Origin of the sequence: uncultured Halopseudomonas sp. (assembly GCF_963977355.1) — a bacterium.
Lineage (GTDB): Bacteria > Pseudomonadota > Gammaproteobacteria > Pseudomonadales > Pseudomonadaceae > Halopseudomonas.
In genome coordinates, this window is record NZ_CAXBOV010000013.1 from 20,761 (window position 1) to 46,865 (window position 26,105).

The 26,105-nt window shown below is 57.4% G+C and carries 16 protein-coding genes; 8 read left to right on the forward strand and 8 right to left on the reverse strand.

Annotated elements, in window-relative coordinates; translation table 11 throughout:
* Window positions 1-2: 2 nt before the first annotated feature.
* Complete coding sequence (locus AAC076_RS08780) at window positions 3-875, forward strand: ABC transporter ATP-binding protein (RefSeq protein ID WP_339844550.1); 873 nt, start codon at window positions 3-5, stop codon at window positions 873-875.
* A gap of 3 nt (window positions 876-878) precedes the next feature.
* Here AAC076_RS08780 and AAC076_RS08785 read toward each other — a convergent pair whose 3' ends face one another.
* Window positions 879-4,754 (reverse strand): DUF1631 family protein, encoded by a 3,876-nt coding sequence (locus tag AAC076_RS08785; RefSeq protein WP_339844553.1) that lies wholly within the window; start codon window positions 4,752-4,754, stop codon window positions 879-881.
* A 249-nt stretch (window positions 4,755-5,003) separates the two neighbouring features.
* Here AAC076_RS08785 and AAC076_RS08790 point away from each other — a divergent pair, with 249 nt between their 5' ends.
* Genes AAC076_RS08790 through pelG form a run of 7 tightly spaced genes read left to right on the forward strand, consistent with a single transcriptional unit; the run spans window position 5,004 to window position 17,190 of the window.
* Window positions 5,004-7,838 carry a bifunctional glycoside hydrolase 114/ polysaccharide deacetylase family protein gene (locus tag AAC076_RS08790; RefSeq protein WP_339844556.1) on the forward strand — a complete coding sequence of 945 codons (2,835 nt, stop codon included), beginning with the start codon at window positions 5,004-5,006 and terminating at the stop codon, window positions 7,836-7,838.
* On the forward strand, window positions 7,816-11,406 hold the full coding sequence (locus tag AAC076_RS08795; protein WP_339844558.1) for a tetratricopeptide repeat protein: 3,591 nt from the start codon (window positions 7,816-7,818) through the stop codon (window positions 11,404-11,406). Before AAC076_RS08790 ends, AAC076_RS08795 begins: the two co-directional genes overlap by 23 nt.
* Before the next feature lie 29 nt (window positions 11,407-11,435).
* Window positions 11,436-11,954 (forward strand): penicillin-binding protein activator LpoB, encoded by a 519-nt coding sequence (locus tag AAC076_RS08800; RefSeq protein ID WP_339844561.1) that lies wholly within the window; start codon window positions 11,436-11,438, stop codon window positions 11,952-11,954.
* Entirely contained in the window at window positions 11,954-13,318 is a 1,365-nt protein-coding gene (locus AAC076_RS08805) for a PelD GGDEF domain-containing protein (RefSeq protein WP_339844563.1), read from the forward strand. The genes AAC076_RS08800 and AAC076_RS08805 overlap by 1 nt, the downstream gene beginning before the upstream one ends.
* Entirely contained in the window at window positions 13,296-14,285 is a 990-nt protein-coding gene (locus tag AAC076_RS08810; RefSeq protein ID WP_339844566.1) for a HEAT repeat domain-containing protein, read from the forward strand. Before AAC076_RS08805 ends, AAC076_RS08810 begins: the two co-directional genes overlap by 23 nt.
* Window positions 14,282-15,820, forward strand: coding sequence for a GT4 family glycosyltransferase PelF (gene pelF, locus AAC076_RS08815; protein WP_339844569.1), 1,539 nt, complete (start codon window positions 14,282-14,284; stop codon window positions 15,818-15,820). Before AAC076_RS08810 ends, pelF begins: the two co-directional genes overlap by 4 nt.
* A complete protein-coding gene (gene pelG / locus AAC076_RS08820; protein WP_339844572.1) occupies window positions 15,820-17,190 on the forward strand; it encodes an exopolysaccharide Pel transporter PelG in 1,371 nt (456 codons plus the stop codon). Before pelF ends, pelG begins: the two co-directional genes overlap by 1 nt.
* 151 nt (window positions 17,191-17,341) lie before the next feature.
* On the opposite strand, the gene urtE is transcribed toward pelG, so the two are convergent.
* The 7 genes from urtE to atzF all read right to left on the reverse strand — a co-directional run bounded on the left by urtE (window position 17,342) and on the right by atzF (window position 25,771).
* The gene (urtE, locus tag AAC076_RS08825; RefSeq protein ID WP_339844574.1) at window positions 17,342-18,037 is read right to left on the reverse strand and encodes an urea ABC transporter ATP-binding subunit UrtE; all 696 of its coding nucleotides are present in this window, start codon (window positions 18,035-18,037) and stop codon (window positions 17,342-17,344) included.
* Between the two features lie 3 nt (window positions 18,038-18,040).
* Complete coding sequence (gene urtD / locus AAC076_RS08830; RefSeq protein WP_339844575.1) at window positions 18,041-18,877, reverse strand: urea ABC transporter ATP-binding protein UrtD; 837 nt, start codon at window positions 18,875-18,877, stop codon at window positions 18,041-18,043.
* The gene (gene urtC / locus AAC076_RS08835) at window positions 18,877-19,971 is read right to left on the reverse strand and encodes an urea ABC transporter permease subunit UrtC (protein WP_339844577.1); all 1,095 of its coding nucleotides are present in this window, start codon (window positions 19,969-19,971) and stop codon (window positions 18,877-18,879) included. The genes urtD and urtC overlap by 1 nt, the downstream gene beginning before the upstream one ends.
* A gap of 46 nt (window positions 19,972-20,017) precedes the next feature.
* Complete coding sequence (urtB, locus tag AAC076_RS08840) at window positions 20,018-21,697, reverse strand: urea ABC transporter permease subunit UrtB (protein WP_339844579.1); 1,680 nt, start codon at window positions 21,695-21,697, stop codon at window positions 20,018-20,020.
* Between the two features lie 98 nt (window positions 21,698-21,795).
* Window positions 21,796-23,037, reverse strand: a complete 1,242-nt coding sequence (gene urtA / locus AAC076_RS08845; protein ID WP_339844733.1) for an urea ABC transporter substrate-binding protein — start codon at window positions 23,035-23,037, stop codon at window positions 21,796-21,798.
* 165 nt (window positions 23,038-23,202) lie between these two features.
* Complete coding sequence (locus AAC076_RS08850) at window positions 23,203-23,982, reverse strand: GntR family transcriptional regulator (protein ID WP_339844581.1); 780 nt, start codon at window positions 23,980-23,982, stop codon at window positions 23,203-23,205.
* 7 nt (window positions 23,983-23,989) lie between these two features.
* Complete coding sequence (gene atzF, locus AAC076_RS08855; protein WP_339844583.1) at window positions 23,990-25,771, reverse strand: allophanate hydrolase; 1,782 nt, start codon at window positions 25,769-25,771, stop codon at window positions 23,990-23,992.
* Between the last annotated feature and the right edge of the window lie 334 nt (window positions 25,772-26,105).

Here is a 26,105-nt window from a genome sequence, read left to right on the forward strand (position 1 = left end):
CCATGTCAGTTATCCAAATGATCCGCGAACTGAGTCCGGGCGAACCAGCCCGGGAGTCAGTCGCTCCTTCCGAGCGCAGCAATACCGGTTTTCTTGAGCTGAGCGGCGTATCGATTGATTTTCCTACCCGTGGCGGTGTTTTTCGCGCCCTTGATAACGTCAATCTGAAAATTGCCAAGGGTGAGTTTGTATCCGTTATCGGGCATTCCGGCTGCGGCAAATCCACTGTTCTGAATATTGTTGCCGGGCTTAGTCAGGCCACCGAGGGTGGGGCGATCCTGCAGGGGCGTGAGGTTAATCAGCCGGGGCCAGACCGGGCTGTGGTGTTCCAGAACCATGCCCTATTACCCTGGCTGACCTGTTATCAGAATATCGAGTTGGCAGTTAAGACCATCTTCAAGGGACGCAAGAACCGCAAGGAAATGCGCGAATGGATCGAGCATAACCTGCGGCTGGTGCATATGGATCATGCGATGCACAAGTATCCCTCGGAGATATCCGGTGGTATGAAGCAGCGCATCGGTATTGCCAGAGCTCTGGCCATGGAGCCGATTCTGTTGTTGATGGATGAGCCCTTTGGCGCCCTGGATGCTCTGACCCGTGCGCACCTGCAGGACTCGGTCATGGCCATTCAGGCCGAATTGAAGAACACCGTGCTGATGGTTACCCATGACGTCGATGAAGCGGTTCTGTTATCAGACAAGATCGTCATGATGACCAATGGTCCAGCTGCGAGTATCGGAGAGGTTCTGGATATACAGCTTGAGCGCCCGCGCGAGCGCTTGAGCCTGGCCGGCGATACACGTTACAACCAGTACCGCGCAGAAGTCCTGCGGTTTCTGTATGAGCGGCAGCGTCGACCAGAGGAAGCCTGAGAGTCATGCCATCTGAGGGTCCAGGTCTGAACCTGTGACCACGAGGTCCTCAAGCAGCACTGGCAATCCATGCACGTGACCCTGGGCGTAGTCGACGCCGATCGAAGTAACCGTTGCAAGGATCTCCTTGTTGGTGACGTATTCAGCCACCACCTGCTTTTGCAGATAGTGGCCCATCTCGGTTATTGAGCGCACCAAGGCGAAATCCACGTCGCTGGTGGTGATCTCCCGAATAAAAGTACCGTCGATCTTGATGAAATCCACTGGCAATCGCTTGAGGTAGGAATAGGACGATTGACCCACACCAAAATCATCCAGGGAGAAGCGACAGCCGATGCTGCGCATCTCCGAGATGAAGTCTGCAGCGTCCTCAAGATTGGCAACAGCGGTACTTTCGGTGATCTCGAAAACCAGCTTGTCTCGGGGTACCTGGTAGCGCACAAGGGCATCAAAAATGAAGTCGAGGAAGGTCTCGTCGTTCATGGAGTGTCCGGACAGATTGATCGAAAATCCGCCAGACATGCGCAGTTGCTCGGGATGCTCCATCATCCAGCGCAGGACCGTCTCGATCACCCAGCGATCCACCGAGCCCATGCGGTTGAAGTCCTCTGCAGCCTTTATAAAGCCAGCGGGTGGTATGTGTTCACCCTGTTCGTCAATAACGGTGAGTAGCACTTCATAGTGGGGCAGTTTCGGTCCATCGGTATTGGCCAGCGGGGCGATCAACTGACAGCGCAACTTGAGGTTATCCTCATCGAGTGCTCGGTTGATGCGGGTAACCCAGGTCATTACCTCGTCAAGCTCTTCCAGCCGCTGATCCCCGGGCAGCACTATCTGAATATCTTTGGATCCCGCCCGCTTGGATAATTCAGAGGCGGTCTCGACCGAACGCAGGAGCTCCATGCCCTTCTTGTTCCGCTGATCAAAGCCGAGCATCGCAATCGCGGCATGTATGACGAAGCTCTGGTCCTTCTCGACAAAACGGTTGGTTTCTATAGTGGACTTGATCTCGACGGCTACGCGGTAGCCCGGACCGTCCGAGCGGACCGGCAGTAGCAAGGCAAACTGGTCTGCACCGACCCGACCAATCATTATTTTATTGTCGGTGTCGGTATCTGAGCCTACCCCTGTGCTGGCAATGGAGCGTAGACGCTGGGCAAGTTCGCGAAGAAATCGGTCCCCGGCCTCGTAGCCGCAGGTGTTGTTGATGACTTTGAACTGTTGGATATCAATAAAAATCAAGGTGTAGGCCTGGCTATTCTGGCGGGCCTGCTCAATGCACTCGGTTAGACAGCGTGAAAACTCCTTGCGGGTCTGTAATCCAGTCAGTTGATCATGGGACGAGTCGAACGCCAGCTTGTCGTACATTTTCTGAATCAGTGCGTCCAGACCCTGGTCCACCGCGGGCAGGGCAGCCTCATGCACGGGTTCGAGGCTACCGTCACGCAGGCGCTTGGCAACATCATCAACGGGGAGTGCGAGGCTGCGGGTTCCCTGGCGATTGGCGAACATGAACTGGTCCGTGTCGTCAGCCACCCACAACAATTGCAGAAGTTGTGTGGGTGCGGAATCCGATGTGGCTTCGAACCATTGACCGGTATCCAGTGCCCGTGCACGCTTGAGCCAGCGCAGGAGGTTCTTGTCCGTGTCGGTCTGTTGCGCCAGACGTTCTTCCAGCAGGTCGCTGTCCAGCTCGGCGCCGGTATAATGCACCATTGGGGTCGTTGGCGTGATGCCGGTCGCTAGCAGTTCACGCAGTGAGTCAATCAATTCGTCCTTTGAGCGCGTTCCCTGGGACACCTTGGACAGTCCGGCCACCACCGGTTCGGCCAGCTCGCTCGCGGAGCCGGTTGGCGAATGACCGGGGTCACGCTCGAGTTGCAGATGCAGCAGAATCTTCCGCAAAACGGCTACCGTGCCAGCAAACTCTGAGCTCTCGGCCCCCTGACGCAAGTACGCAAGGCGCATCCATTCCCGCCAGCCCTGCTCCACAACATCGACCACAATTTTGGGTACCAATCGATCCAGTACATTTGTAAGCTCGCGCTCTACCTGTCTTGTGGCGTGAATCAGGCGCTGCTGACCAACGCATTTCTCCCTGATACGTTGCCGGTTGCGCTCTATGATGCGCTGTTCACGCAGGACCAGACCTTCGAGTCCGGGCAATATCTGCACAAACCCATCGATATCATCATCGCTCCCCAGGACCTCTTTTATATATTCACGGATGGGTTGGCGATTGGCATTGAGGTTTATACTGTCCTGGTCGACCAGTAGCGCAAGATGGTTCATGGCCTGCCGGGCGGGATGGGCAGGTGCATTGAATAGTTCGGGGTCTGTCAGCATGATGCGCAGCAGGGGGATCTGCAGTTTGTTGAGGTCTCCCTGCAAGTCGTCGGCTACTCTCTCACTGCTGGCTATGCTTTGAAACAAACCTTCGATCATCTCCAGCGCTTCTGTTTCGCGCTCACCCATTACAAACTGAGCCGGTGCCGCTTCGATCAGTTGTTGCCTCAGGGAGAGACTGCTGGAAGCCATTTCAGTGTCGAGCAATCGAGTCTTTATCTGTGCAAGCGTCTGTACTGTCAGCTCAGAGCTATCCTCTTGGGGTGCTTGTAGCTCGGCGGCATTATCGACATCCGCGGATACCGATGAGCCGTGCCCAGGACGTCGCTGTAACGAGTTAAGCCGAGTGATCACATTAAAGGCGCTAGCATTCTTCGCTGGCGTCGGCTCAGTGTCGGCGGCTTGATCTGCAAGCTGAGGCCCCGAGGTTGCGCTGCTTGCCGGTTGCTCTGCTACTCGCGCAGAGGCGGGCCTGTTGCTGTGCGGGGCTTCTGAGCGCATCTGGTGGGCCAGGTAGCGGTCCACATCTCCCTTGGGTAGCGCTTTCGCTTCAGCAAACATGGTGTTCAACTCGGCGTACAGTCCTGGTAATGCATTGAGTACTTCGCTTTGGAAAACACGGAACACCACTTCCAGCGCGGCATTTTTCAATCCCAGAGGGCGGATAACCTCGAATAACGTATGGCAGAGGGAGGCAGGGGAAAAAGGATTGAACAGGCGATTGTCGGTCTTGCCGTCAAAGGCAACGTCCCAGCGCATCTGCAATTCAATCATCGCTTCGCGTACCAGCGATTCAGCCCGTGAGACAGCTACCCGTATAACCAGCCAGTCTTCGAAGTCACTCTTGTCCACCAGTTCCAGTGTCGTGCTCGCCGCGGGTTCACGCATTGTCGGCTGTTTTGTTACCTGATTGCCTGATGCAATATCCAGAACGGCCTGGCTGAGTCGATTTATCACCGCAGGCATGACCCGTGTACGTTGCTTGCGCATTAGGGCGACGGCATCAAAAAACGTTTGTTGGGCACTCTGATTTTTCTGACGATCGGTTTCGAGCACAAGCGCCGTCTCGAGCTCGTCGAAGTAACGGGGAAGCTGGATTTCGAGGAAGAAACGTAAAGCGGTGTTTGCCTTCCCGGCGAGCGTCTCTCTTTGTGTAGCACCGAGTGCACTGCCAGCACCTGTTGGGGTCCGGCTGCTTGTGCTTTTTGAGTTGTCGGTTAATTCGGCTGCGCGCTGCAAGGCATAATAATGGTCGCTGCTAGGATTCAGCAGTCGTAGGCCTGCTCCTTGGTCGGTGACGCGCGCGAGCTCCACATCGAGGATGGCGCCGTTCTCTTCGCTACCCAGACGCAGTTTGCCCGTCAGCGGTTGGTCATTTGAGCGACCACTGAGTGAGCTCAATGCCAGCTTTTCCAGGCTGGCAAGTACACCTGTCTGGCTGAAGTCTCGTATTACGCAGGGGTAATTTCCGTCTGACAAGCTTAGGCTTGCGTTAAATCTGGCGGCCTTTCTTGGCCAACTTCTTTTTTCCATGACGACACCCGGGAGGGACTATAGAATGCAATGAACGAACGCGAGGGAGGGTCTTCTCGCGACTGTAATCTTTCTACATTACTGTGTGTTGGACTGAAATTGTTGTTTTATTGACGTATTGATTGCGATACTTATACCAAGTGTTAATATTTTGGCATAGTAGCACTAAGCTATGTTTTTTTTGGCGATCGCCTATGCCGTTTCAGATGGGGCAGCGGAGTTTTGTCATGCAATAATCAAGGGATTGGAATGATCGATTGTAGTTTTCGCCAGTTAATCATGCGCATTGGAAAGTCGGTCAGCGTTCTGATAACCCTCTTTTTTCCTTTTTTTGCTGTTGCCGCTCCGGTGAGTGCGAAGGCCGGTGTTTCTGCTCCTGCCAGTGTAGCCTTCTGGTACGCAGAGCGCCCGCCTCTTTCCGAGCTCTCCCAGTTTGATTGGATCGTCTTCGAGCCGGCGCATCTCACGGCTGCAGACGTCCGTTTCGTTGTTTCTCAGGGCTCAAAACCCTTTGCGTATCTATCCGTGGGTGAGCTTGACGAGTATCAGGCACAGCTCGATCCGGACCTGCGTGACGAGGCTGCCAGCGAGGAGCGCAATGACAGCTGGAACAGCAGTGTCATGGATCTCACCAGCGACCGCTGGAAAAATCATCTTCTGGAGCGCGCTTCCGATTACGCTGATCTGGGTTACAGCGGGTTGTTCCTCGATACGATGGACAGCTTCACGCTGCTTCCGGAAGATCAGCGCGAAGCTCAGCGTAAGGCTCTCCTGGCAACCCTGCAGGAAATCAATCAGCGCCATCCGCAACTCAAGCTGTTTTTCAATCGGGGCTTTGAAGTACTTCCTGATATGCAGGAAGGCGTTGCAGCCGTAGCGGTTGAATCCATTTATGCAGGCTGGAATGCGCGCACCAAGGCTTACAATCCAGTGCCAGACGAAGACCGCGCCTGGATAGTCAATCAGCTACAGCCGCTGCGCGAACGGGGTATTCCCATCGTCGCCATTGATTATCTGCCCGCCGATCGCAGGGACGAGGCTCGGGAGCTTGCCAAGCGTCTGGTGGAAGAAGACTTTGTGCCCTATGTAGGTACGCCCGATCTGGCAACGCTCGGTTTAAGCAGTATAGAGGTACAGCCTCGCCGAATTGCGCTGCTTTACGATCCTCGCGAGGGCGAGCTCACGCGCACAGGGGGCTTCAGGTCTCTCGGCGGCTTGCTTGAGTACATGGGTTACCGTATTGACTACATACCGGTAGACGATTCTCTCCAGGCCTCGCAGATGAGGGGGCTGTATGCGGGGGTTGTCATCTGGATGACATCCGGTGCGCCTCTGCAAAGTGGTAAGTTCAATCGGTGGATACTCAGCCGTATGGAGGAGGGCATGCCTCTGGCCTTCTTTCAGGGCTTGCCGGTGGACGACGCAGCCATTCTCAACAAGATGGGCCTGCAGCGTAATGGCAATCAACCTGTCTCCGGTCTGAAAATGGTGAGTCACGACCCGTTGCTGATTGGTGAATTCGAAGCGCCGCTGGTTGTGCGCTCCCGTGGAATGATAGCGATTGGTACTCAGTCGGGCTCCAGTTCAGATAACGCGGCCCTGGTACTCGTTGACGACAAAGGTCGTGAGCATACACCCGTGGTTACGGGCGACTGGGGCGGAATGGCCTTGGCGCCCTATGTCTTCGACGGTGAAGACGATACTCGGCGCTGGATTGTCGATCCGTTTGCTTTCCTGCAAAAGGCCCTCCAGTTGGAAACCTTTCCAGCCCCCGATGTAACCACTGAAAATGGGCGGCGTATCGCCACTGTCCACATTGACGGCGATGGCTTTCCGTCACGTGCGGAAGTTCCCGGCACCCCTTATGCGGGCACCGTTGTGCTGAATGATTTCATCAAGCCCTATCCGCTGCTCACCTCAGTCTCCTTTATTGAAGGCGAGGTCGGTCCCAAGGGTATGTACCCCTACCTGGCTCGCGAGCTCGAGCCTCTTGCCCGCCGCATACTCGCGCACGGGCGAGTGGAACCAGCTACTCATACGTACAGCCATCACTATTTCTGGCAGGCGGAGCGGGAAAGTCAGCGGGAGGGTTTTCAGGCCGACTACGGTCTGATGATGCCGATCCCTGGCTATGACAAGATTGACTTTCCGCGGGAAGTTACCGGTTCGCGTGACTATGTACAGAGCCGTCTGGCCCCGGATGACAAGCCGGTCAACATGATTTTCTGGAGCGGAGACGCCATACCCGACGCTGCGACTATCGAGCTTGCCTACGATGCTGGCATGTTGAACGTTAACGGCGGTGAGACTCGGCTCACCCATGCTGACCCGTCACTGACCGGGTTGTATCCGCTGTTGCGTCCGACATCTGGCGGTTTGCAGGTTTTCGCCCCGATCATCAATGAAAACGTTTATACCAATTTGTGGCAGGGACCCTATTACGGCTTTCGCGATGTGATAGATACCTTCGAGCTGACCGAGACGCCGCGCCGCATGCGGGGCCTGCACCTTTACTACCACTTCTACTCCGGTACCAAGCCTGCGGCGATCAAGGTCATGGGTGATATCTATAGGCATATGCTCGACCAGGATCCGATTTCCCTGTGGATGAGTGATTATTTGCAGCGCGCCCATGGTTTGCACACTGCATCACTGGCCCGTACTCCAAGTGGCGCCTGGCAGATAAGCGCGTTGCAGGGGTTGCGCACGGTGAGAATTGATCCCGGTATGGGGTGGCCAGATATGTTGGCTTCCACAGGGGTTGCCGGTGTGATCGACCTTCCCCAGGGCCGCTATGTGCATCTCAGTGACAACCGCGCTGTGCTTGCACTGCAGGCCGAGCGCGATACTGTCCCGGCGCTGGAGAAGGCTAACGTACCCTTGACTGCCTGGCGTTATCTCGACGCCCGGCGGGTCGAACTTTCTTTTGCTGGTGAGTTTCCTATCGCCTTCTCTGTTCGCTCTTCGTCTGCCTGTCGCCTGGATGTGGGTGGTCGCAAGGTCAGCGGACGGTCGGCGAACGGACTCTGGCATTTTACCTTATCGACTAAACAGGTGAGTGATGCGCAACTCGTCTGCGAGTAAACCCGTTCGGCTGGTCAGCCCCTGGACGCTCGCATTTTCCGCTGCGGCAATTGGCGGTGTCCTGGTATTGAGCTATAACAGCGAGGACGTGTTCCTCCCTGATGAGCAGGAGCGGGCTGACGATGTGTCAGCGAGCTACGCAGAGGTGCTTCTTGCTTCGCGTCCTGAAGACGATGAATTGCGCATTAATCTGGTCCAGCTGCTGGTTGATCTCGGACAATACAGTCGTGCGCGGCGTCACCTGCTCGGCTGGGAAAATCCCGACGTCGTGCAGATGGAGTATTACCGGCTGCAGATTGATGCCCTCAGTGCCATGCATGGTGATGACCCCTCTCGCATGGAACCGGCCCGCGCCCAGTTGATGGCTTTCGATCATAGGCAGTTGTCCGTAGAGCAGGCGCGCAACTGGGCTGATCTGGCATTGCGTATGGAAATGCCCTGGTTGGCGGCAGATGTTTATCATTCGCTGGCGACCCGGGTTCCGGAAGAGCACTTGCCTTACCTCAAACGTGCGGCTCGCTGGTATCTGGCCAGTAATCAGTCCGGCAAGGCAGCCATGGTTTATCTGGATATCCTGGCAGCTAGCGAAGAGGTCGAGGATCGCCGCTATTATCTGCGCCGCGCCTATGATGCGCTGCTATCGGTCGGTGCTGGTGATCAGGCGTCCAGGCTGTTGGTAAGAGAGCGCGACGAGCTCATCGATTCCGAGTCCGATGCCGAATGGCTCGAGCAAGGTGTACAGATGGCGGTGGGCAGTCAGCGGATGGACCTCGCGGCAATTCTGGTTGCCCGCTCGCGCGAGCTGCAGCCCTACCGGTCAGAACCTGTTGACGCTCAGTTTCGCCTCGAGCTGGCCCAGGGTAATTTGCGTGAAGCTTGGCAAACCGGCGATCTGTTACTCGCTCTGCGCCCTGACGATCCTGATCTTCTGCGCCAGATGGCCCAGCTTGGTGAGTGGACCGGCAATAGTCGTGCGGCCCTCGATCACTGGGTTAAATATCTGAGCCTGCGCGAAGATCCGCAAGCCCGCGAACACGCCTGGCGTCTGGCATTTCAGTTATATGATTACGAACAGGGTGTCGCCCTGCTTGAATCAACGGCGGGTGACCGCAGGCTATCTGAAGAGAAGCTCGATGCTCTGGTCTTTGGCTATGAGTCGCTGGGTCAACCCGCTCGTACCGAAGCCTGGTTACGTCAGTACTTGCGTAGCTACCCCAGTCATCGTATGGCCTGGGCGCGTCTTCTTCAAAATCTGGAGCATACGCAACAGTTCGAAGCTCAGACGGTAGTCTGGGACAACATGGCTCGCCGCTTTGAACTGAGCATTACCGAACGAATTGAATGGGCAAGCGCCTATTGGCGTATTCATCAGCCTGAGCGCGCCTGGGATATTCTCGACATCGACAATCGCAATATTGATGATCCCGAGTATTGGCGTACCTTGGCGGGTCTGGCGTGGGAGTTGGAACGAGACGACGAGCTTCGCAATGCTTACGAGCAGATGCTGGCCCAGGGCATCGCTCTGAACAGCAGTGAAGAAAATGAACTGATAGAGTTTTACCGTCTGCAGCAACCTCGCAAGGCACTGGACATACTCCTGGAGGGCTGGCGTGAGCGAGGGGATCCGGGTTATCTGGTGATGGCGCTGGAGATGGCAATCGTCCTCGGTGATATTGATCTTCTGCGCACTCTGCTTGGCGAGGCCGATGAGCAACCCTCGGTTGCTCTTCATCCGCAGGTCATGCTGGCCAAGGGTTGGCTGGCAGAGCGGGACGAGGACCTCTATACCGCGACACGTATCTACCGTTCTGCCCTGGCTCGATATCCGGGTAACCCGCTGGTGCGCGAGCGTTTGATGTGGTTCTTCATTGATCATCGTCGTACCGCCGATCTTCCGCTGATGACCCATCGCTGGCGTGCATTCGCCCGTCGCAACGGGAACATGTGGCTTCCTTTTGCCGCGGCCAACCAGATGCTTGGACGGCATGATGAAGCCCTCGCATGGTATCGCATGCATCTGCGTGCAAATCCTTACGACTGGCTCGCCCGCGCCGCCTACGTTGACGGACTGGAAGCGGCTGAACGTTTCGAGCTTGCCCAGCGTCTGCGTCATCAACTGGTCGAGGAATTCGAAGCGCGTCCGGGTAACACGCCGCGTATGGCCTTCGAGTCGCCTGAGGTAGCACCCCAGCGCTACGCCGTATGGTTACGCTTGCTGGCGGCGAGCCACTCGGGCCTGCGCTCGGAGAAGCAGGCCATGCAGTGGCAGGATGGTTCGCCGGCCATGCTGCAGCTCTGGTTTGACCGCATGTTGACCCAGCTTGATATCATCAATCAGCCGTCCCAGAAGGACGCCTGGCAGGCTTGGGGTCGCAGCCGGGGCCTGGATATCAATGCCTATCACACCATGCAGGAAGCGCTGCGCAACTATAACCGCGACACGCTTACCAAGCTGGTCGCTCAGGGCGAGCTTGATCCGGCACAGAACGTCGAATCCCTGGATCGTCTGGGAGAAGAAAGCGCTGCGTTGGGCCTGGCACTGACTAATCTCGGTGCAGGCAATCCCCGAATCGTGGACACGCAACTCCGTCGCCAGGCTGTAGACATTCAGTCACGTATTCCCCAGGGAGCACGGATTGGTTGGCGCCGCGACAACCTGGGCGGAGTAGAGCTCAGCGGTGCCCATGCAACCATCGCCGGTAATATTGCTGATGACTGGTATACGACCGTCGATCTCGAGAGTTTGGACTACAAGGCTGACGACCTCGACAGCAGCGTGCTGGGCACTGAAAAGAATGCCCGCGTTACCCTGAGCCGTAAACTCGAGGACGGGCGCATTGCTTTGACGGTGGATAGCAGCAGCCGGGCTGATGAAAATCGCGTGGGTGCAGGCGCGTCGCGCACCTGGCAAATAGGTGGGCGTGATCAGCTGGAAGTGGGGCTGGGCTGGAATCAGGAAAATCTCGATAGTGGGTTCATGCGCGCCGTCGGTACGCAGGATTCGGTTTATATTGCGGGAATTCACGGATTTTCAGCGCGCGATCAGCTTTCCTGGTCACTTGAACAGCGCGCCTACGGTACGCGCTATGGGCACAGCCTGGGCAGCGGCACTGCGTTCAATATGGAATTCAACCAGATTCAACGTTTTGAAGGACCGACCTGGGTTGCAAGGGCGGGTATTGACTATCAGCGCAACAATCTGAGCAGTCGCCAGCTCGACAAGCTTACCGTGGCAGACGGCGGTCCAATCGAGTTCGACGTGATAGAGGCGTCCGGACTGTTGCAAGAAGAGTACGGCCGGTTGTACGCCGGTACTTCATGGCGCAGGGGCTTCCCCGGCGCACTCAACCGTGGCCAGCCTGAGTACACATGGCTGGTGGATTTGCAGGCAGGGTGGGATTGGGTCGATAGCCAATTTACCTACGGTCTGAGCACCGGGATCGGTTCGCGGGTCCTTGGTGATGACGAGCTGGCTTTGACCTTTGGTTATCAGTCGAAGCCGCAAGGCGCCGATGCAGAGGCGGGTGGCATTCTGGAACTGACTTATAGCAAGAGATTTGGACGCTGATTATGTTATTCAAACAGGAGAGATTCATCATGCAATCGAGAGCGGGCCTGGCCCTCATACTGGCACTCACCGTGGTGACCGGCTGTAGCACCTTCACTGGCAAAAGTGGCGAAGCTCTGCCGCGTGATGCCCGCTGGGGGCTCGTGCCCCTGGTGAATTACTCACAGACACCACAGGCAGGTGAACGTAGCGAGCAGATACTGCTCAGCGTCCTGAGCCAGCGCGGCTTGCAGCCCATCGTCTATCCCAAGACAGAGCAGGAAGAAACCATGCTCTTTGATGACAGCGAGCGGCTGGCAGCTGGCATGGAGTGGGCACAGAGTCAGGGTTTCGACTATGTAATCAGCGGCAGCGTCGAGGAATGGCAGTACAAGAGTGGTCTGGATGGTGAACCTGCGGTTGGTATCAGTCTGCGCGTACTGGAGCCAGTGACTGGCCGTGTAATCTGGAGTAATAGCGGAGCCAGGGCGGGCTGGTCACGTGAAAGCCTGGCTGGTAGCGCGCAGAAAGTTCTGCGTGAGCTCACTGACGACCTGCGGCTGGAATAATGTCCACTGACTCCCCGTACAAGGACTTTACCCTCGCGGCGCGTGCCAGTGAACTCGCCGCCTGGGTCGAAACAGTCCTACTAACCGCACTGGCTATCGGTCTTGGCATGTATTTCATGCCCGAAGACCCATTGCAGGTGCATGAGTTTACCTGGCCAATGTTGGCTCCGTTGCTGGTGGGACTGCGGTACGGGTTCGTCAAGGCACTGGTGAGTGCCTGTATCCTCGTTGCAGCGGTACTGCTGCTGCGCGAATCAGGTCTGGAGGCGTACGAGCGCATGCCCGGCGGCTGGATCATTGGCATGCTGGTAATCAGCATGGTGATCGGTGAATTCCGTGATCTCTGGGATCGTCGTCTACAGCGCTTGCAGATGGCTAACGAGTACCGGCAGTACCGTCTGGATGAGTTCACTCGAGCTCACCAGATTCTGCGTATTTCCCATGACCGGTTGGAGCTGCGGGTTGCGGGCAGTGATCAGAGTTTGCGTAGTTCATTGCTGATTCTCCGAGAGCGTCTGCGCGAGCTGAGACCCCAAGGCGATCCGTTGGAAGCGATGGCACAACAGATCATCGCCTTGCTCGGACAGTACGGTTCATTGAATATCGCGGGTTTGTACGCGGTCAGGGATGGGCAGTTGCAGTCGCGGCCACTGGCTACGCTTGGCGATATGGATGAGCTCGACCCGCAGGACCGCATGGTCAAGTTGTGTCTGGAAAACGGCGACCTGATCAGTATCCGCGAAGAGTTTCTCGAGCGCGGCGACCAGGAACATTTTTCTGCACTGCAGGTGTGCGTTCCGCTGATCGATACTGAGGACAACATCCTGGGCATACTGGCGATCCGCCAAATGCCATTCTTTGTCTTCAATGATCGCACCCTCAGTCTTCTGGCACTTCTGGCTGGTCACGTTGCGGACCTGTTGCGCAGCGATGCAGCCGCTTTGCAGTTGCATGACGCCGATGCGCAAAGCTTCTCGCAACAGCTGCGGCGGTCCCTGATCGACGTTGAAGATCATGATCTTGACGCCAGTTTGTGTCTGTTCGAGTTGACGGAGTCGAATCAGGATCTGATTCGTCTGTTCGCTGACAGTCAGCGTGGTCTTGACCTGCAGATACGTCTGATTAACACCCGCGGGAATGACTGCATTCTGGTCCTGATGCCGCTGACGTCAACCGAAGGGTCCCGTGGCTACCTGACTCGCCTGCAGTATCAGCTCGCCGAGCGTTTCGGTCAGGGCCGTACCCTGGACGATGTGGGTGTGAAGGTTTTTTTCTTTGAAATGGACCCCACAGGCAGGCGCGAAGGTTTGCACAATTTCCTTTATCACGAGTGTGGGTTGAATGATCAACAAGTGGCTGTTTAGCGGCGCGCTGATTTTCGAGTCCCTCAGTTGGGCAATGATTTTCCGTGAACCGACGTTACTCGAGGGCATGTTGTATGTCGTGCTACCGCATGCGGTGGCCTGCGTACTCGTGGCGGTTGCGCTCTGGATGTTCCTGCCTACGCGCTACAAGTCGCCTTTGCCCTGGGCGCCACTTTTTCTGTTCAGCATCGCTTTTTTCATCCCGTTGCTGGGCATGGTCGGGGTCATTTTTGCAGTCTTTCCGGCCCTGTACTTGCAGCGTAAGCGTGAGGAGCAGGTGTGGCGAACCACGGGTGTCCCCGGACTCCCTTTTCGCCCCCTGGAGCGCCGGCATTCGCCGATGTTTCAGGACGGTGGCCTACAGGATGTGTTGTACCTGGCGACTGACCCGGAGCGCCGCCTGAACGCACTTTTGGCAACACGTCGCATGCCCTCCCATGAGTCTGTGCCAATACTCAAGCTGGCCTTACGCGACCCCGCAGATGATGTGCGTTTGCTCGCCTACTCGATGCTTGATCAGAAGGAAAGCGGGATCAACCATCGGATCGAGCGGCTGCTCAACCGGCTTGGTACAAGTGAGGATGAAAGTCCAGAGGCTACCCATGTCGGGCTTGCACGTTGGTATTGGGAGCTTGCCTACCTTGGGCTGGCCCAGGGCAGTGTTCTTGATCACATTCTTGGGCAGGCGCGTAAGCACGCCGAACAATCCCTGGCCCTGCAATCCAACCCGGAGGTTCATTTGCTCGCTGGACGAATTGCCCTCGAGCAGGGCGATCTGAGTGCCGCCCGAACATTTTTCAAGCACGCTGAGACTGGTGGCATTCGTTTCGAGAAAATTGCTCCATTCCTTGCAGAGGCAGCGTTTGCTGCAGGCCAGTATGAGGAGGTGCCACGTTTGTTGGCCCGACTCCCTGAGCATGCGCTTAACAGGCCGCCATTCGCCGAGCTCGCGAGGTACTGGTTATGACTGAGCATTCCAGGACAGGGCAGGTTGTGACGCATGGTGCGCAGGCAGATGTCTGCCTGCTGCTGGAAGGCACCTGGCCCTATGTGCGAGGTGGTGTGTCGAGCTGGATAAACCAGATGATTCTCGGCCTTCCAGAAGTTACCTTTTCGGTACTCTTTATCGGTGGTCAGCGCGAGATCTACGGCGAGCGCAACTACGACGTTCCCCCCAACGTCACGCATATTGAAGAAGTCTTTATCGAGGACGCGTGGCACTTCGCTCCCAGAGGGGAGCATGAGGCGTCTGGTGGGTCCGTACGTGATCTGGCCAACATGTATCGCTACTTTCATCACCCTGACAAACCGGATGAAATAACCGGCGACGCGGTATTGGGCGCCCTGAGCAGCGGGCAATTGACCATGCAGGATGTGCTGCGTAGCCGAGCCAGTTGGGAGGCGATTACCGAGGGTTATCTCAACCACTGCAGTGACCCGTCCTTTATCAACTATTTCTGGACCATGCGCACCATGCAGTCACCCATGGTGATGATTGCCGAGGCTGCTGCGCGGATGCCCAGAGCGAGACTGCTGCACGCGATCTCTACCGGTTATGCAGGCTTGGCTGGCTGCATTCTCAAGCATCGCTGGAACTGCAAGTTCATACTCAGTGAGCATGGCATTTACACCAAAGAGCGCAAGATCGATCTGGCCCAGGCCAGTTGGATCGCCGAGAACGCCGACGAAGCACTCAATAGCAGCCTTGATCCGAGCTCTGGCTACATTCGCTCCCTGTGGATCCGCTTTTTCGAACGCATCGGTTTGATGGTGTATCGCAACGCCGACCCGATCATTGCCTTGTATGACGGTAATCGCCAACGGCAGGTGCTCGATGGCGCCGATCCGGATCGCACCCGGGTAATCCCCAACGGTATCGATCTGCCGCGCTGGAATCCCCTGCGGGAACAACGCTCCCCTGGCATCGCACCCGTCATAGGTCTGATCGGCCGAGTTGTGCCAATCAAGGACGTAAAAACCTTTGTGCGTGCCATGCGGACCATTGTGTCCGAAATGCCGGAAACCGAAGGCTGGATTATCGGCCCGGAAAATGAGGATGCCGAATACGCTGCCGAGTGTCACAGTCTGGTCAGTAGTATGGGCCTTGAAAAGAACGTGCGCTTTCTGGGTTTTCAGAAGGTTGACGACATCATGCCCAAACTGGGAGTCATGGTCCTGACCTCGATCAGTGAGGCGCAACCGCTGGTGATTCTCGAAGCCTGGTGCGCCGGTACCCCGGTCGTCAGTACTGATGTAGGTTCATGCCGTGAGCTGATCGAAGGCGGAACCGCTGAAGATCGTGACCTGGGCCAAGCCGGCGAAGTTGTCGCCATTGCCGACCCACAAGCCACTGCCAATGCCGTGCTCAGATTGCTGCGCAAGCCGGAGCGCTGGCAGGCAGCGCAGGCTGCAGGTGTGGCACGGGCCAACCGTTACTATGGCGAGGCGCTTATGCTAGAGCGGTATCGCAAGCTTTACAGTACTTCAATGGGGACCCTCTAATGGCGGGAATCGGTTTTGAGCTGCGCAAGATCCTGGCGCGGGATTCCTATTCATCGACACTGCGGGCCTATGTTTATGCCGGCCTGTTGAGTGCGGGTCCCTGGGTCCTGTCTATTATCAGTGTGATGCTGATCGGTATCATGAGTATCGGAGTGGTCTTTCCGGAAATGCTGGTCAGACAGTTTCTGGTAACCACCACTTACCTCTTCGCGACATCTCTGATCGTCACGGGGGGACTCCAGGTATTCTTCACCCGATTTGTCTCCGATCGACTGTTCGAGAAAAAGCCCCAGGTTATTTTGCCCAATCTTCTGGGCATCATGCTGATATCAACCATCGGTGCTGGCTTGCTGGCGTTTGTGTTGCTGTGGTGGCTTTTTGACCAGCCCTTCCTGTATCGCCTGCTGGTACTGACCAACTTCGTCACCCTCTGCAACCTGTGGCTGGTGATCATCTTTCTGTCGGGCATGAAGCAGTACAACCGGATCTTGTTGACCATGCTGGGCGGATATTCGCTCATGGTGGTGAGCTCCTTCCTGCTAAGGCCCTGGGGCCTCAATGGTCTGCTGTTTGCGTTGCTGCTGGGCCATGCCACGCTGCTGTTCGTGTTTCTGTTCGATATTCTGCGCGAGTACCGCGCGGAAAAGCTGATTGCCTTTGATTTTCTTGATCGCAAACAGGTATTTCTCAGCCTTCTGCTGAGCGGCGTGTGCTACAACATGGGTATCTGGGCCGACAAGTTCATCTTCTGGTTCAACCCGATGACGTCGGAGCAGATTATCGGGCCGCTGCGTGCATCGATGCTCTACGACCTGCCGATCTTTCTGGCTTATCTGTCCATCATTCCGGGTATGGCCGTTTTCCTGGTGCGGATCGAAACGGATTTTGCCGAGTGGTATGAGCGGCTGTTCGATGCGGTACGTGAGGGCCAGACCCTGCAGCATATTCAGCAGCTCAAGAGTGAAATGACCATCGCCATTCGCCAGGGCCTGCAGGAGATCTGCAAGGTACAGGGCATCACGGTGGTACTCCTGTTCCTGTTCGCGCCCAAGCTTCTGGAGTGGTTGGGTATTTCCCACTTCTATCTGCCGTTGTTCTACATCGACCTGATCGGTGTGAGCTTCCAGATGTTGCTCATGGCGCTACTGAACGTGTTTTTCTACCTCGACAAGCGCGCCATCGTATTGGAGCTGAGCGCACTCTTTGTGCTGCTTAACATCGCCCTGACGCTGCTCAGTCAGTATCTCGGGCCAAGCTTCTACGGGTACGGGTTCACCGTCTCGCTGGCGATCTGTGTATTGCTGGGGATGATGCGTCTGAACAAGGCGCTGGACGATCTGGAATACAACACGTTCATGTTGAGCCGATAAGCTCTCAGTGTGGAGACTGTCTGGCTGGCTAAAGGCTCCGACTGGATTCCCGCTTTCGCGGGAAAGACGAATGCCCCTGTAACGTCATCCCTACGAAAGCGGGGATGACGTTATCGGGTTCAGCCAAGTAAGGGCCAGGCCTCTTACCCAGTTAGACAGTCAGATACTGCTGCACCAGTTCATCGCTCAAATCCGCAATCGGCCCATCGGCCATCACCCTGCCTCGCTCCATGATGAAAAAGTCATCCGCCGTGCGACGCGCGAAGGGCAGTTTCTGTTCAACCAGCAGTACAGTAAGCCCCATCTCACGATTGAGCTTGCGGATCACTTCGCCGATGTCTCGTACAATGTTTGGCTGAATGCCCTCGGTAGGCTCGTCCAGAATCAGCAGTTTGGGATCCAGGACCAGCGCTCGGCCGATCGCCAGTTGCTGTTGCTGGCCGCCGGAGAGGTCGCCACCACGGCGTGATTTCATTTCCTTGAGAACCGGGAACAATTGGTAGATCTGCTCGGGAATCTGCCGTGCACCGTCACCCCTGGCGCCAAGGGAAATCTTCAGATTCTCCTCCACAGTGAGTAGCGGAAATATCTCTCGGCCCTGGGGTACGTAACCGATACCCGCTCGGGCGCGGTTCTCGGTCGACATGCGAGTGATGTCCTGGCCGTTGAGCAGGATCTGGCCGTCGCGCACCGGCAGCAGGCCAGTGATGCATTTTAGCAGCGTGGTTTTGCCCACGCCGTTGCGGCCCAGCAGGCAACCGCAGGTGCCCTCGCGGATCTCCAGGTTCAGATCCCAGAGAATGTGGCTCTGGTTATATAGCTGATTGATCGATTCAATACGCAGCACGGCTCACTCTCCCAGATAGACTTCGATGACTCGTGGATTGTTCTGCACCTGATCCATGCTGCCTTCGGCCAGCACGGAGCCCTGGTGCAGTACGGTGACCTTGCGCGCAATCGAGCGCACGAAGGCCATGTCGTGCTCCACGACAATCACCGAATGCCGCCCGGCAAGTGAGGTCAGCAGCTCAGCGGTCTTTTCCACTTCTTCGCCGGTCATGCCGGCCACCGGCTCATCGACCAACAGCACCCGTGGGTTCTGTACCAGCAACATGCCGATCTCCAGCCATTGCTTCTGCCCATGGGACAGCGCGCCGGCCTCCTGGTGATAATGCTCGGTCAGACCAGTCTGGCGCAGCACCTCGTCTATGCGGTCGCGCTGCTCACCGGTCAGGTCGTTATTGAGCGTGTACCAGACATTCTTCTTCGATGCTGTGGCCAGCTCGAGATTTTCGAATACCGACAGGGCTTCGAATACCGTGGGCTTCTGAAACTTGCGACCAATACCGCCTCGGGCGATCTGGTGTTCGGAACGACGTAGCAGGTCGATACGTTGGCCGAACCAGATACTGCCCGTGTCCGGTTTGGTCTTGCCGGTAATCACGTCCATCATCGTGGTCTTGCCGGCCCCGTTAGGGCCGATGATGCAGCGCAATTCGCCGTCGTCGATAGTCAGGTCCAGATTGTTCAGTGCCTTGAATCCATCGAAGCTGACACTGATATTTTCCACATACAGGATGGGTCCGTGGGTGGTATCTACCACGCTGTCGAATGCTGGCGGCGGCTGGACGAAGTCGAACACCTGATCCCGGCGCCAGGTCTCGCGCAATTGCTCGGTGGTTTTCATTATTTATCTCCCTTGCGCAGCAAGCGTTCTGCCAATCCGACGATGCCCTTGGGCATGAACAGCGTCACCATCACGAACAGGCCGCCGAGTATGAACAGCCAGGTTTCAGGCGAGAACGTGGTAAAGAAGGTCTTGGCGTAGTTCACCGAGAAGGCTCCGACCAGAGCACCAAACAGCGTGCCGCGCCCACCTGTGGCGACCCAGACAACCATCTCGATCGAGTTGAGCGGAGAGAACTCACCCGGGTTGATAATACCGACCTGCGGCACATAGAGCGCACCGGCAACGGCGGCAAGCATCGCCGAGAAGACGAACAGCCAGAGCTTGTAGGATTCGACCTGATAGCCGGAAAAGCGCGTACGGCTCTCGGCGTCGCGGATCGAAATAATCACCCTACCCATGCGCGAAGTGACGATGTAACGGCAAGCCAGGTAGCCGAGGATCAGCATCACCGCAGATGCAATCAGCAGTCCGGCACGGGTCGAGTCGGCGCTCAGGCTGAAACCCAAGATATCCTTGAAATCATTCAGCCCGTTATTGCCGCCAAAGCCCATCTCGTTGCGGAAAAAAGCCAGCATCAGGGCGTAGGTCAGGGCCTGGGTGATGATGGCGAAATACACGCCGGTCACCCGCGAGCGAAACGCCAGCCAGCCGAATACCAAAGCCAGAAGGCCCGGCACCAATAGCACCATCAGCATCGCGAACCAGAACATGTCGAAACCCTGCCAGTACCAGGGCAGGGTTTCCCAGTTGAGCACCACCATGAAATCCATCAGTTCGGGATGGCCGTATACACCGCGATCGCCGATCTGGCGCATCAGGTACATGCCCATTCCGTAACCGCCCAGGGTGAAAAAGGCACCATGACCCAGGGACAGGATGCCGGCATAGCCCCAGATCAGGTCCACGGACAAGGCCAGCAGGGCGAAGCAAAGAAACTTGCCGAGCAGTCCGACGGTAAAGTTGGAAACATAGAACGGCGATTCAGGTGGCACGGCCAGGTTGAGCACCGGCACCACGATCGCCATCAGCGCGACCAGGCCAAGCACCACCATACCGCCTCGGTCGTTAAGTAGTAGACGTTGGATCAGCATACTTCCCTCTCAATAATCATTGGCTTAAGCAGCGCGCGTAAGCGCGTCAGTCTGCCGCCGCGCGTCCTTTCTGCGGGAAGAGTCCCTTGGGGCGTTTCTGGATAAATAGAATCAGCATGATCAGGACCATGACCTTGGCCAGCATCGCTCCGGCATAGGGCTCCAGGAAGTTGTTGATCAGCCCCAGACTCATGGCACTGACCAGCGTGCCCCAGAGGTTGCCGACCCCGCCGAACACCACGACCATGAACGAATCGATGATGTAGGCCTGGCCCAGGTTGGGTCCCACGTTGGTAATCTGCGACAGCGCGACCCCGGCAATCCCGGCCACGCCGGAACCCAGTCCGAAGGTGAGCGCGTCTACCCAGCTCGAACGCACACCCACGGCGCGGGCCATCGCGCGATTCTGCGATACGGCGCGTACTTTCAGTCCGAGGGAGGTGCGCTTCATTACCAGCAACAGGGCGAAGAACACCATCAGACCGAAGATCAGGATGTACAGACGTGTGTAGGTGATAGAAAGCACCGGATTGATGACCAGCGTACCGCTGATCCAGTCCGGCGAGCTGACTGAGCGGTTGAGCGGGCTGAAGAGGGTCCGCACCGCCTGCTGCAATACCAGGCTGAGGCCGAAGGTAGCCAGCAGGGTTTCCAGTGGGCGGCCATACAGAAAGCGGATCACACCGCGTTCGATCAGAATCCCGACCAGACCAGTGATCACAAAGGCCGCTGGAATGGCGATCAGCAGACTCCATTCGATCAGACTGGGAAACAGAACCTGAACGCCCCAGGTGGTATAGGCGCCGAGCATGATCAGCTCGCCATGGGCCATGTTGATTACGCCCATCACCCCAAAGGTGATAGCCAGGCCGATGGCGGCCAGCAGTAATACCGAGCCGAGACTCAGGCCGAAGAACAGGTTCTCGACAAAGCGGTAGAAGCTTATCCGGCCCTCGATTGACTGCAGGGCCTGCTGCGCCTCGGCGCGCAGTTGCGGATCAGGGTCATTGGCAGCTACCTCGGCCAGTTCGTTGCGCGCCTGGCGTTCCAGCGAGCCGCTGAGCTCCTGAACGGCCTCCATTCGGACAGCTGGATCTTCGCTGTTCAGCTGAAACAGGGCGCGTGCGGTCTCGATGGCTTCGAGTACCAGGGTGGAATCCTCTACTTCTTCACGAACACGCAACAGCTCGACGGTTTCTTCATCGATGCCATCGTAAATCATCCGGCGTACCGCATCGTAGCGCACCTGCGGGTCAGCATTGTTGAGGCTGAGCTGCGCAATCAGTCCACGTAGCTGGGTGCGCAGTGCGTTATGCACCGGTACCCGGCGCAGGCCTTCGGTCGAGGCAAGCGCCTCGCCCGTCAGCGCATCGGTTGCCAGATCGCCGTTGCGTATCGCCACGGTGGGAGGTGTGTTGCGGTCGGCCTGCAGGTCACCTGCGGCGAGCGCGGTAAAAATGGCTGGCAGCCTTTCATCATCATAGGCGGCGAGCTTGTTGACGGTCTTGATGCGGTTGGGCAAGTTACCTTGCACCAGTTGGTGCACCAATTCCTCGAATTCACTTGTTGCGGTTGTCTGAACAGAATCGACTGTCCCGTCGCTTGGCTCTGTTTCGTCGGTTTGCGCATGCAGTCCAACGCTGAAGCTGAGGCTGCAAAGCAGCAAAAGCCAGGCGCAGCTTGCACGCAGCGTTTGCCAGGATATGGCGCGGCAGGGTGTATTCATTGCGGTGTTCTCACTTGGGTGGTCGTGACAGGTCCGGCGCCGTGCCGGACCTGTGGCCGAATGCGGCCCCGGGATCGAGGCCGCTTGCCGGCTACCGATTACTCGGCAGTGGCGCCCACGCAGGACTTGGTTTCAGTGTTGTAGTTGCCGCAATTGATTGGGGCAGTCCAGTCGCCAATCAGGTTCTTGCTGCCTTCCAGGTAGTCTGACCAGGCATCGCCGGGCACCAGATCATCGGTCTGGGATACGGTCAGGAACTGGCCGTCATCCTGGATTTCACCGATCAGCACCGGCTTGGTGATGTGGTGGTTGGGCAGCATGACGCTGGTACCGCCAGTCAGGTTCGGCACTTCCACGCCAACCATCGCATCGATTACCGCATCAACGTCAGTGGTACCGGCTTTCTCGACCGCTTTTACCCACATGTTGAAGCCGATGTAATGCGCTTCCATGGGATCGTTGGTAACGCGCTCCGGGTTCTTGGTGAACTCGTGCCAGGTCTTGATGAAGGCGGCGTTTTCAGGTGTGTCTTCGCTCATGAAGTAGTTCCAGGCAGCCATGTGCCCAACCAGCGGACCGGTATCGATACCTGACAGTTCTTCCTCACCCACGGAGAAGGCAATGACCGGGATGTCTTCTGCGGAGATTTTCTGGTTACCCAGTTCGCGATAGAAGGGTACGTTGGCATCGCCATTGATGGTCGATACAACCGCTGTCTTCTTGCCGGCACTGCCGAAGCGCTTGATCTCGGACACGATGTTCTGCCAGTCGGAATGACCGAAGGGCGTGTAGTTGATCATGATGTCTTCGTCTGCCACGCCATTGGCTTTGAGGTATGCCTCGAGAATGCGGTTGGTTGTGCGCGGATAGACGTAGTCGGTACCGGCCAACACCCAGCGCTCAACGCCGATGTCGTCTTTCAGGTAGTCAACAGCAGGTATGGCTTGCTGGTTTGGCGCGGCGCCGGTGTAGAACACGTTGCGCGAGGACTCTTCACCTTCGTACTGCACAGGGTAGAAGAGAATGCCGTTGAGCTCTTCGATAACGGGCAGGACTGACTTACGTGATACCGAGGTCCAGCAACCGAAAATCGAATCTACCTCGTGCTGTTCAAGCAGTTCGCGGGTGCGCTCTGCGAACAGTGGCCAATCTGAAGCGGGATCCACAACCACGGCTTCCAGCTGTTTACCCAGCAGACCGCCTTTCTTGTTCTGCTCCTCGATCAGCATCAGCATGGTGTCTTTCAGCGTGGTTTCCGAAATGGCCATGGTGCCTGACAGAGAGTGCAGAACGCCGACCTTGATGGTCTCCGCCTGCACAGCCATCGCGCTAAGGGCCATGCTGCACGCGACGCCGAGCGCCCCGGCCTGTTTGACTATTTTTCTGATTTTCATGGGTCTTTCTCCGTGTGAAGTACTTATCCAAAGGTGTGAAAACAAGCTTGCAAACAATGGGTGCATCGCTCTTTCGCTGGAGCCGGTCGGCATACCGCCGGCCCTTCTGTGTCAGCCCGGCGCCGTATTCGGCGGCTGGCTGTTGTTCTGGTTTTGTCGTGCTTCGAAAATCATGTGCAGGGTGATCTTGCGCACCTCTGCCTTGCTTTCCTCTATGTGGGTCTTGAGCATCAGCTGCGCCTCCTCGGCGCGGCGTTGAATGATGCTGCCGAGGAGTTTGCCGTGCTCCAGGTAAGTGGCCTCGATACGTGGCGCCTTGGTGAAATCGATACGCCGCACGATGCGCAGACGCTCGGTTACCTCGTGATGAATGCGGGCCATCTCGACATTGCCGGTAGCCTCGACCAGTTGCTCGTGAAAGCGTTCGTCCATGGCACACACCGCAGGACCGTCAGTCAGGCGGTCTGCCGGCGCGACCAGCCAGAGAGCCTTGATGGCATCCAGATCAGGTGCCTGTGGCATCTCGCAAAGCCGCTTGACCGCCGCCATCTCGAGTGCGATTCGTACGTCATACAGCTGCTCGTACTGCTCGAAGTCGAAGGGCCGCACCTGCCAGCCGCTACGGAACGACACCTCCACAAATCCTTCACGTTGTAGTCGGGTCAGTGCCTCACGAACGGGCGTGCGGCTGGCAGAGACCAGCTCGGCGATCTCGCTTTCGGTAAAGCGGTCACCGGGCAACAGCTGGAAGTCGAAGATGCTCTGCTTGAGCTGCACATAAATGCGCTCGGTCAGGTTCTGCCGACGTTCCGGGATGTGGCCCGCCGAAAGAGAATCGGTATTGCGATTCAGTTTCAGCACTCCGGTACCCTTGGCTGCACTCTGTCTCATGATCTGCTCAGCGCGACGCGATAAAGGCGCGCCAGCCGCCCAGGTGTGTGATGTCCGTAGCGCCGTCTACTGCAGCTCCTTCGCAGATAAATCCCTTTACCTCGCGGCCGTCCTGCAGTGTCAGGGTGCCGATCCCCAGCGGCGCCGGGACCAGCGCAACAAAACTGCCGAATAGATCGACTGGTACGTCCCACAGCTCGACGGCGATGGCGGCGCCTTCGCTGGCGCGAATCAGCCCCGGTTTGGGTGGCGTGGTATTGGGCAGGGCATATAGCCGGTAGTTGTCGGCGGTAAAGGTGCTTTCAACAAAGCGTGCGTGGCGCTCGGTCAGTTGGGTGTTCAAGGGCATGCCGCTCAGGTGGGCACCGACCACGGCAAGGCGCACGTGCCCGGCGGGAGCCTGCGTGGCAGCAGCAGGGGCGGGCAGGGTACGGCCCGTAGCGCCGGCTTGCCAGGGAGCAAAGGCCTCCCAGCGACGGCCAAACTCGGCCAGGGACGCATCCTGCCAGGCAGCGCCAATCAGCGTGATACCAAAGGGCAAACCGTCCTCGCGCAGCCCAGCGGGCAGCGCCAGGGCGGAGCAATCAGCCAGGTTGACGAAGTTGGTCCAGGTGCCGAGTTGGCTGTTGACCAGCACTGGGGCCTGCTCAACCTCCTCAAGTGTTGGCATGCGCGGCGTCGTAGGTACCAGCAGTGCATCCACCGTAGCCATCAGCGATTGGATGGTGCGTGCCAGATCAGCGCGGCGGTACTCGGCCTTGTAGGTGTCGGTAGCACTGAAATTCTGCGCCTGGGCCAGGATACCGCGCACTACCGGGTTCATCAGATCGGCATGGGCGTCCATGAACTCAGTAACCGCAGCGTAGCGTTCGGCCACCCAGGGGCCGCCGTAGAGCAGTTCAGCCAGTTGCTGCATCGGGCTGTAGTCCAGCTCTATCAGCTCCACGCCCATGGCGCGCAATTTTTCCAGGCTGGCTTCCCAGGCGGCTGCATACTGGCTGTCACCAAACCAGGGGGTGGCGGCAGGAATACCGAGCCGGGGCTTGAGTGGTAGCAACTTGGCTGCAGCGGGTGCCTGGCGCGAATAGCCGTCAGTCGCGTCAAAGCCCTCCATTACACCGGCCACCTGTTCGGCGTCGGCAACGTTAAGTGCGAAAACAGAAACACAATCCAAACTGCGGCAGGCCGGCACGACGCCGGTGGTACTGAAACGCCCGCGGGTCGGCTTGAGTCCGACCAGATTATTGAAAGCAGCTGGCACGCGGCCAGAGCCAGCGGTGTCTGTACCCAGGCTGAACGGCACCAGACCCCGGGCCACGCTGACTGACGAGCCCGAGCTCGAACCGCCGGAGATGTAATTACTGTCGAAGCTGTTAGGCACTGCGCCGTAGGGTGAGCGGGTGCCGACCAGTCCGGTGGCGAACTGATCCAGATTGGTCTTGGCCAGCACTACTGCTCCGGCATCACGCAGACGGGCAACGCAGGTGGAGTCGGCCTTGGCCAGGTAAGCGTAATCGGGGCAGGCGGCGGTAGTCGGGAGACCTGCAACATCGATATTGTCTTTGACTACATAGGGGATGCCATACAGGGGCAGAGTGCTCGCGTCGGGAAGGGCGTCGAGGGCATCCAGTTGAGCGTTCAGCTCGTCTGTGGAGAGCACATATATGAATGCCGGGTCCTTTTCGTCCAGCGCCGCGTGCAGCGCGGTCAAAGCATCGCGTGGACTGAGATCACCTGTCAGGTAGGCTGCTTGCCACTCGTTGATTGTCCATCCGGATTGCTGAGCCATCAGGCCTCCTGCTAAGGGTGAGAATACCGTCTTGTATACAAGCGGGTGTTGAACTTACTTCAGCAGGGAACGTGCCAATTTATGACAATGTCACATTGGTTCTTATAAAAACGATTAAGAACAATAAGATACAGAATGTTGCCAGGGCCGATAGGCGTACAAGGGTCGCGGGGAGGTGTTTGCCCGTTCGCGGATACGGGCCAAAACGGTGCCCGTGGTCCTGTTTTGGTGCGCGGGTTAAATGTTGTGAGCAAGGTTGCCCTGGCGATGGTCTAGTATTGTTAGCGAAGACAGATGCTTTGCCGGCCCGACAACCTGATGTGGAACCACGCAG

Coding starts and splice junctions, on each gene's coding strand:
- pelG (WP_339844572.1), top strand. CDS start 15,820: ATGGCGGGAATCGGTTTTGAGCTGCGCAAGATCCTGGCGCGGGATTCC.
- atzF (WP_339844583.1), bottom strand. CDS start 25,771: ATGGCTCAGCAATCCGGATGGACAATCAACGAGTGGCAAGCAGCCTAC.
- AAC076_RS08795 (WP_339844558.1), top strand. CDS start 7,816: ATGCGCAACTCGTCTGCGAGTAAACCCGTTCGGCTGGTCAGCCCCTGG.
- AAC076_RS08850 (WP_339844581.1), bottom strand. CDS start 23,982: ATGAGACAGAGTGCAGCCAAGGGTACCGGAGTGCTGAAACTGAATCGC.
- AAC076_RS08805 (WP_339844563.1), top strand. CDS start 11,954: ATGTCCACTGACTCCCCGTACAAGGACTTTACCCTCGCGGCGCGTGCC.
- urtD (WP_339844575.1), bottom strand. CDS start 18,877: ATGAAAACCACCGAGCAATTGCGCGAGACCTGGCGCCGGGATCAGGTG.
- pelF (WP_339844569.1), top strand. CDS start 14,282: ATGACTGAGCATTCCAGGACAGGGCAGGTTGTGACGCATGGTGCGCAG.
- urtB (WP_339844579.1), bottom strand. CDS start 21,697: ATGAATACACCCTGCCGCGCCATATCCTGGCAAACGCTGCGTGCAAGC.
- AAC076_RS08810 (WP_339844566.1), top strand. CDS start 13,296: ATGATCAACAAGTGGCTGTTTAGCGGCGCGCTGATTTTCGAGTCCCTC.
- AAC076_RS08780 (WP_339844550.1), top strand. CDS start 3: ATGTCAGTTATCCAAATGATCCGCGAACTGAGTCCGGGCGAACCAGCC.
- AAC076_RS08790 (WP_339844556.1), top strand. CDS start 5,004: ATGATCGATTGTAGTTTTCGCCAGTTAATCATGCGCATTGGAAAGTCG.
- AAC076_RS08800 (WP_339844561.1), top strand. CDS start 11,436: ATGCAATCGAGAGCGGGCCTGGCCCTCATACTGGCACTCACCGTGGTG.
- urtA (WP_339844733.1), bottom strand. CDS start 23,037: ATGGCCCTTAGCGCGATGGCTGTGCAGGCGGAGACCATCAAGGTCGGC.
- urtC (WP_339844577.1), bottom strand. CDS start 19,971: ATGCTGATCCAACGTCTACTACTTAACGACCGAGGCGGTATGGTGGTG.
- AAC076_RS08785 (WP_339844553.1), bottom strand. CDS start 4,754: ATGGAAAAAAGAAGTTGGCCAAGAAAGGCCGCCAGATTTAACGCAAGC.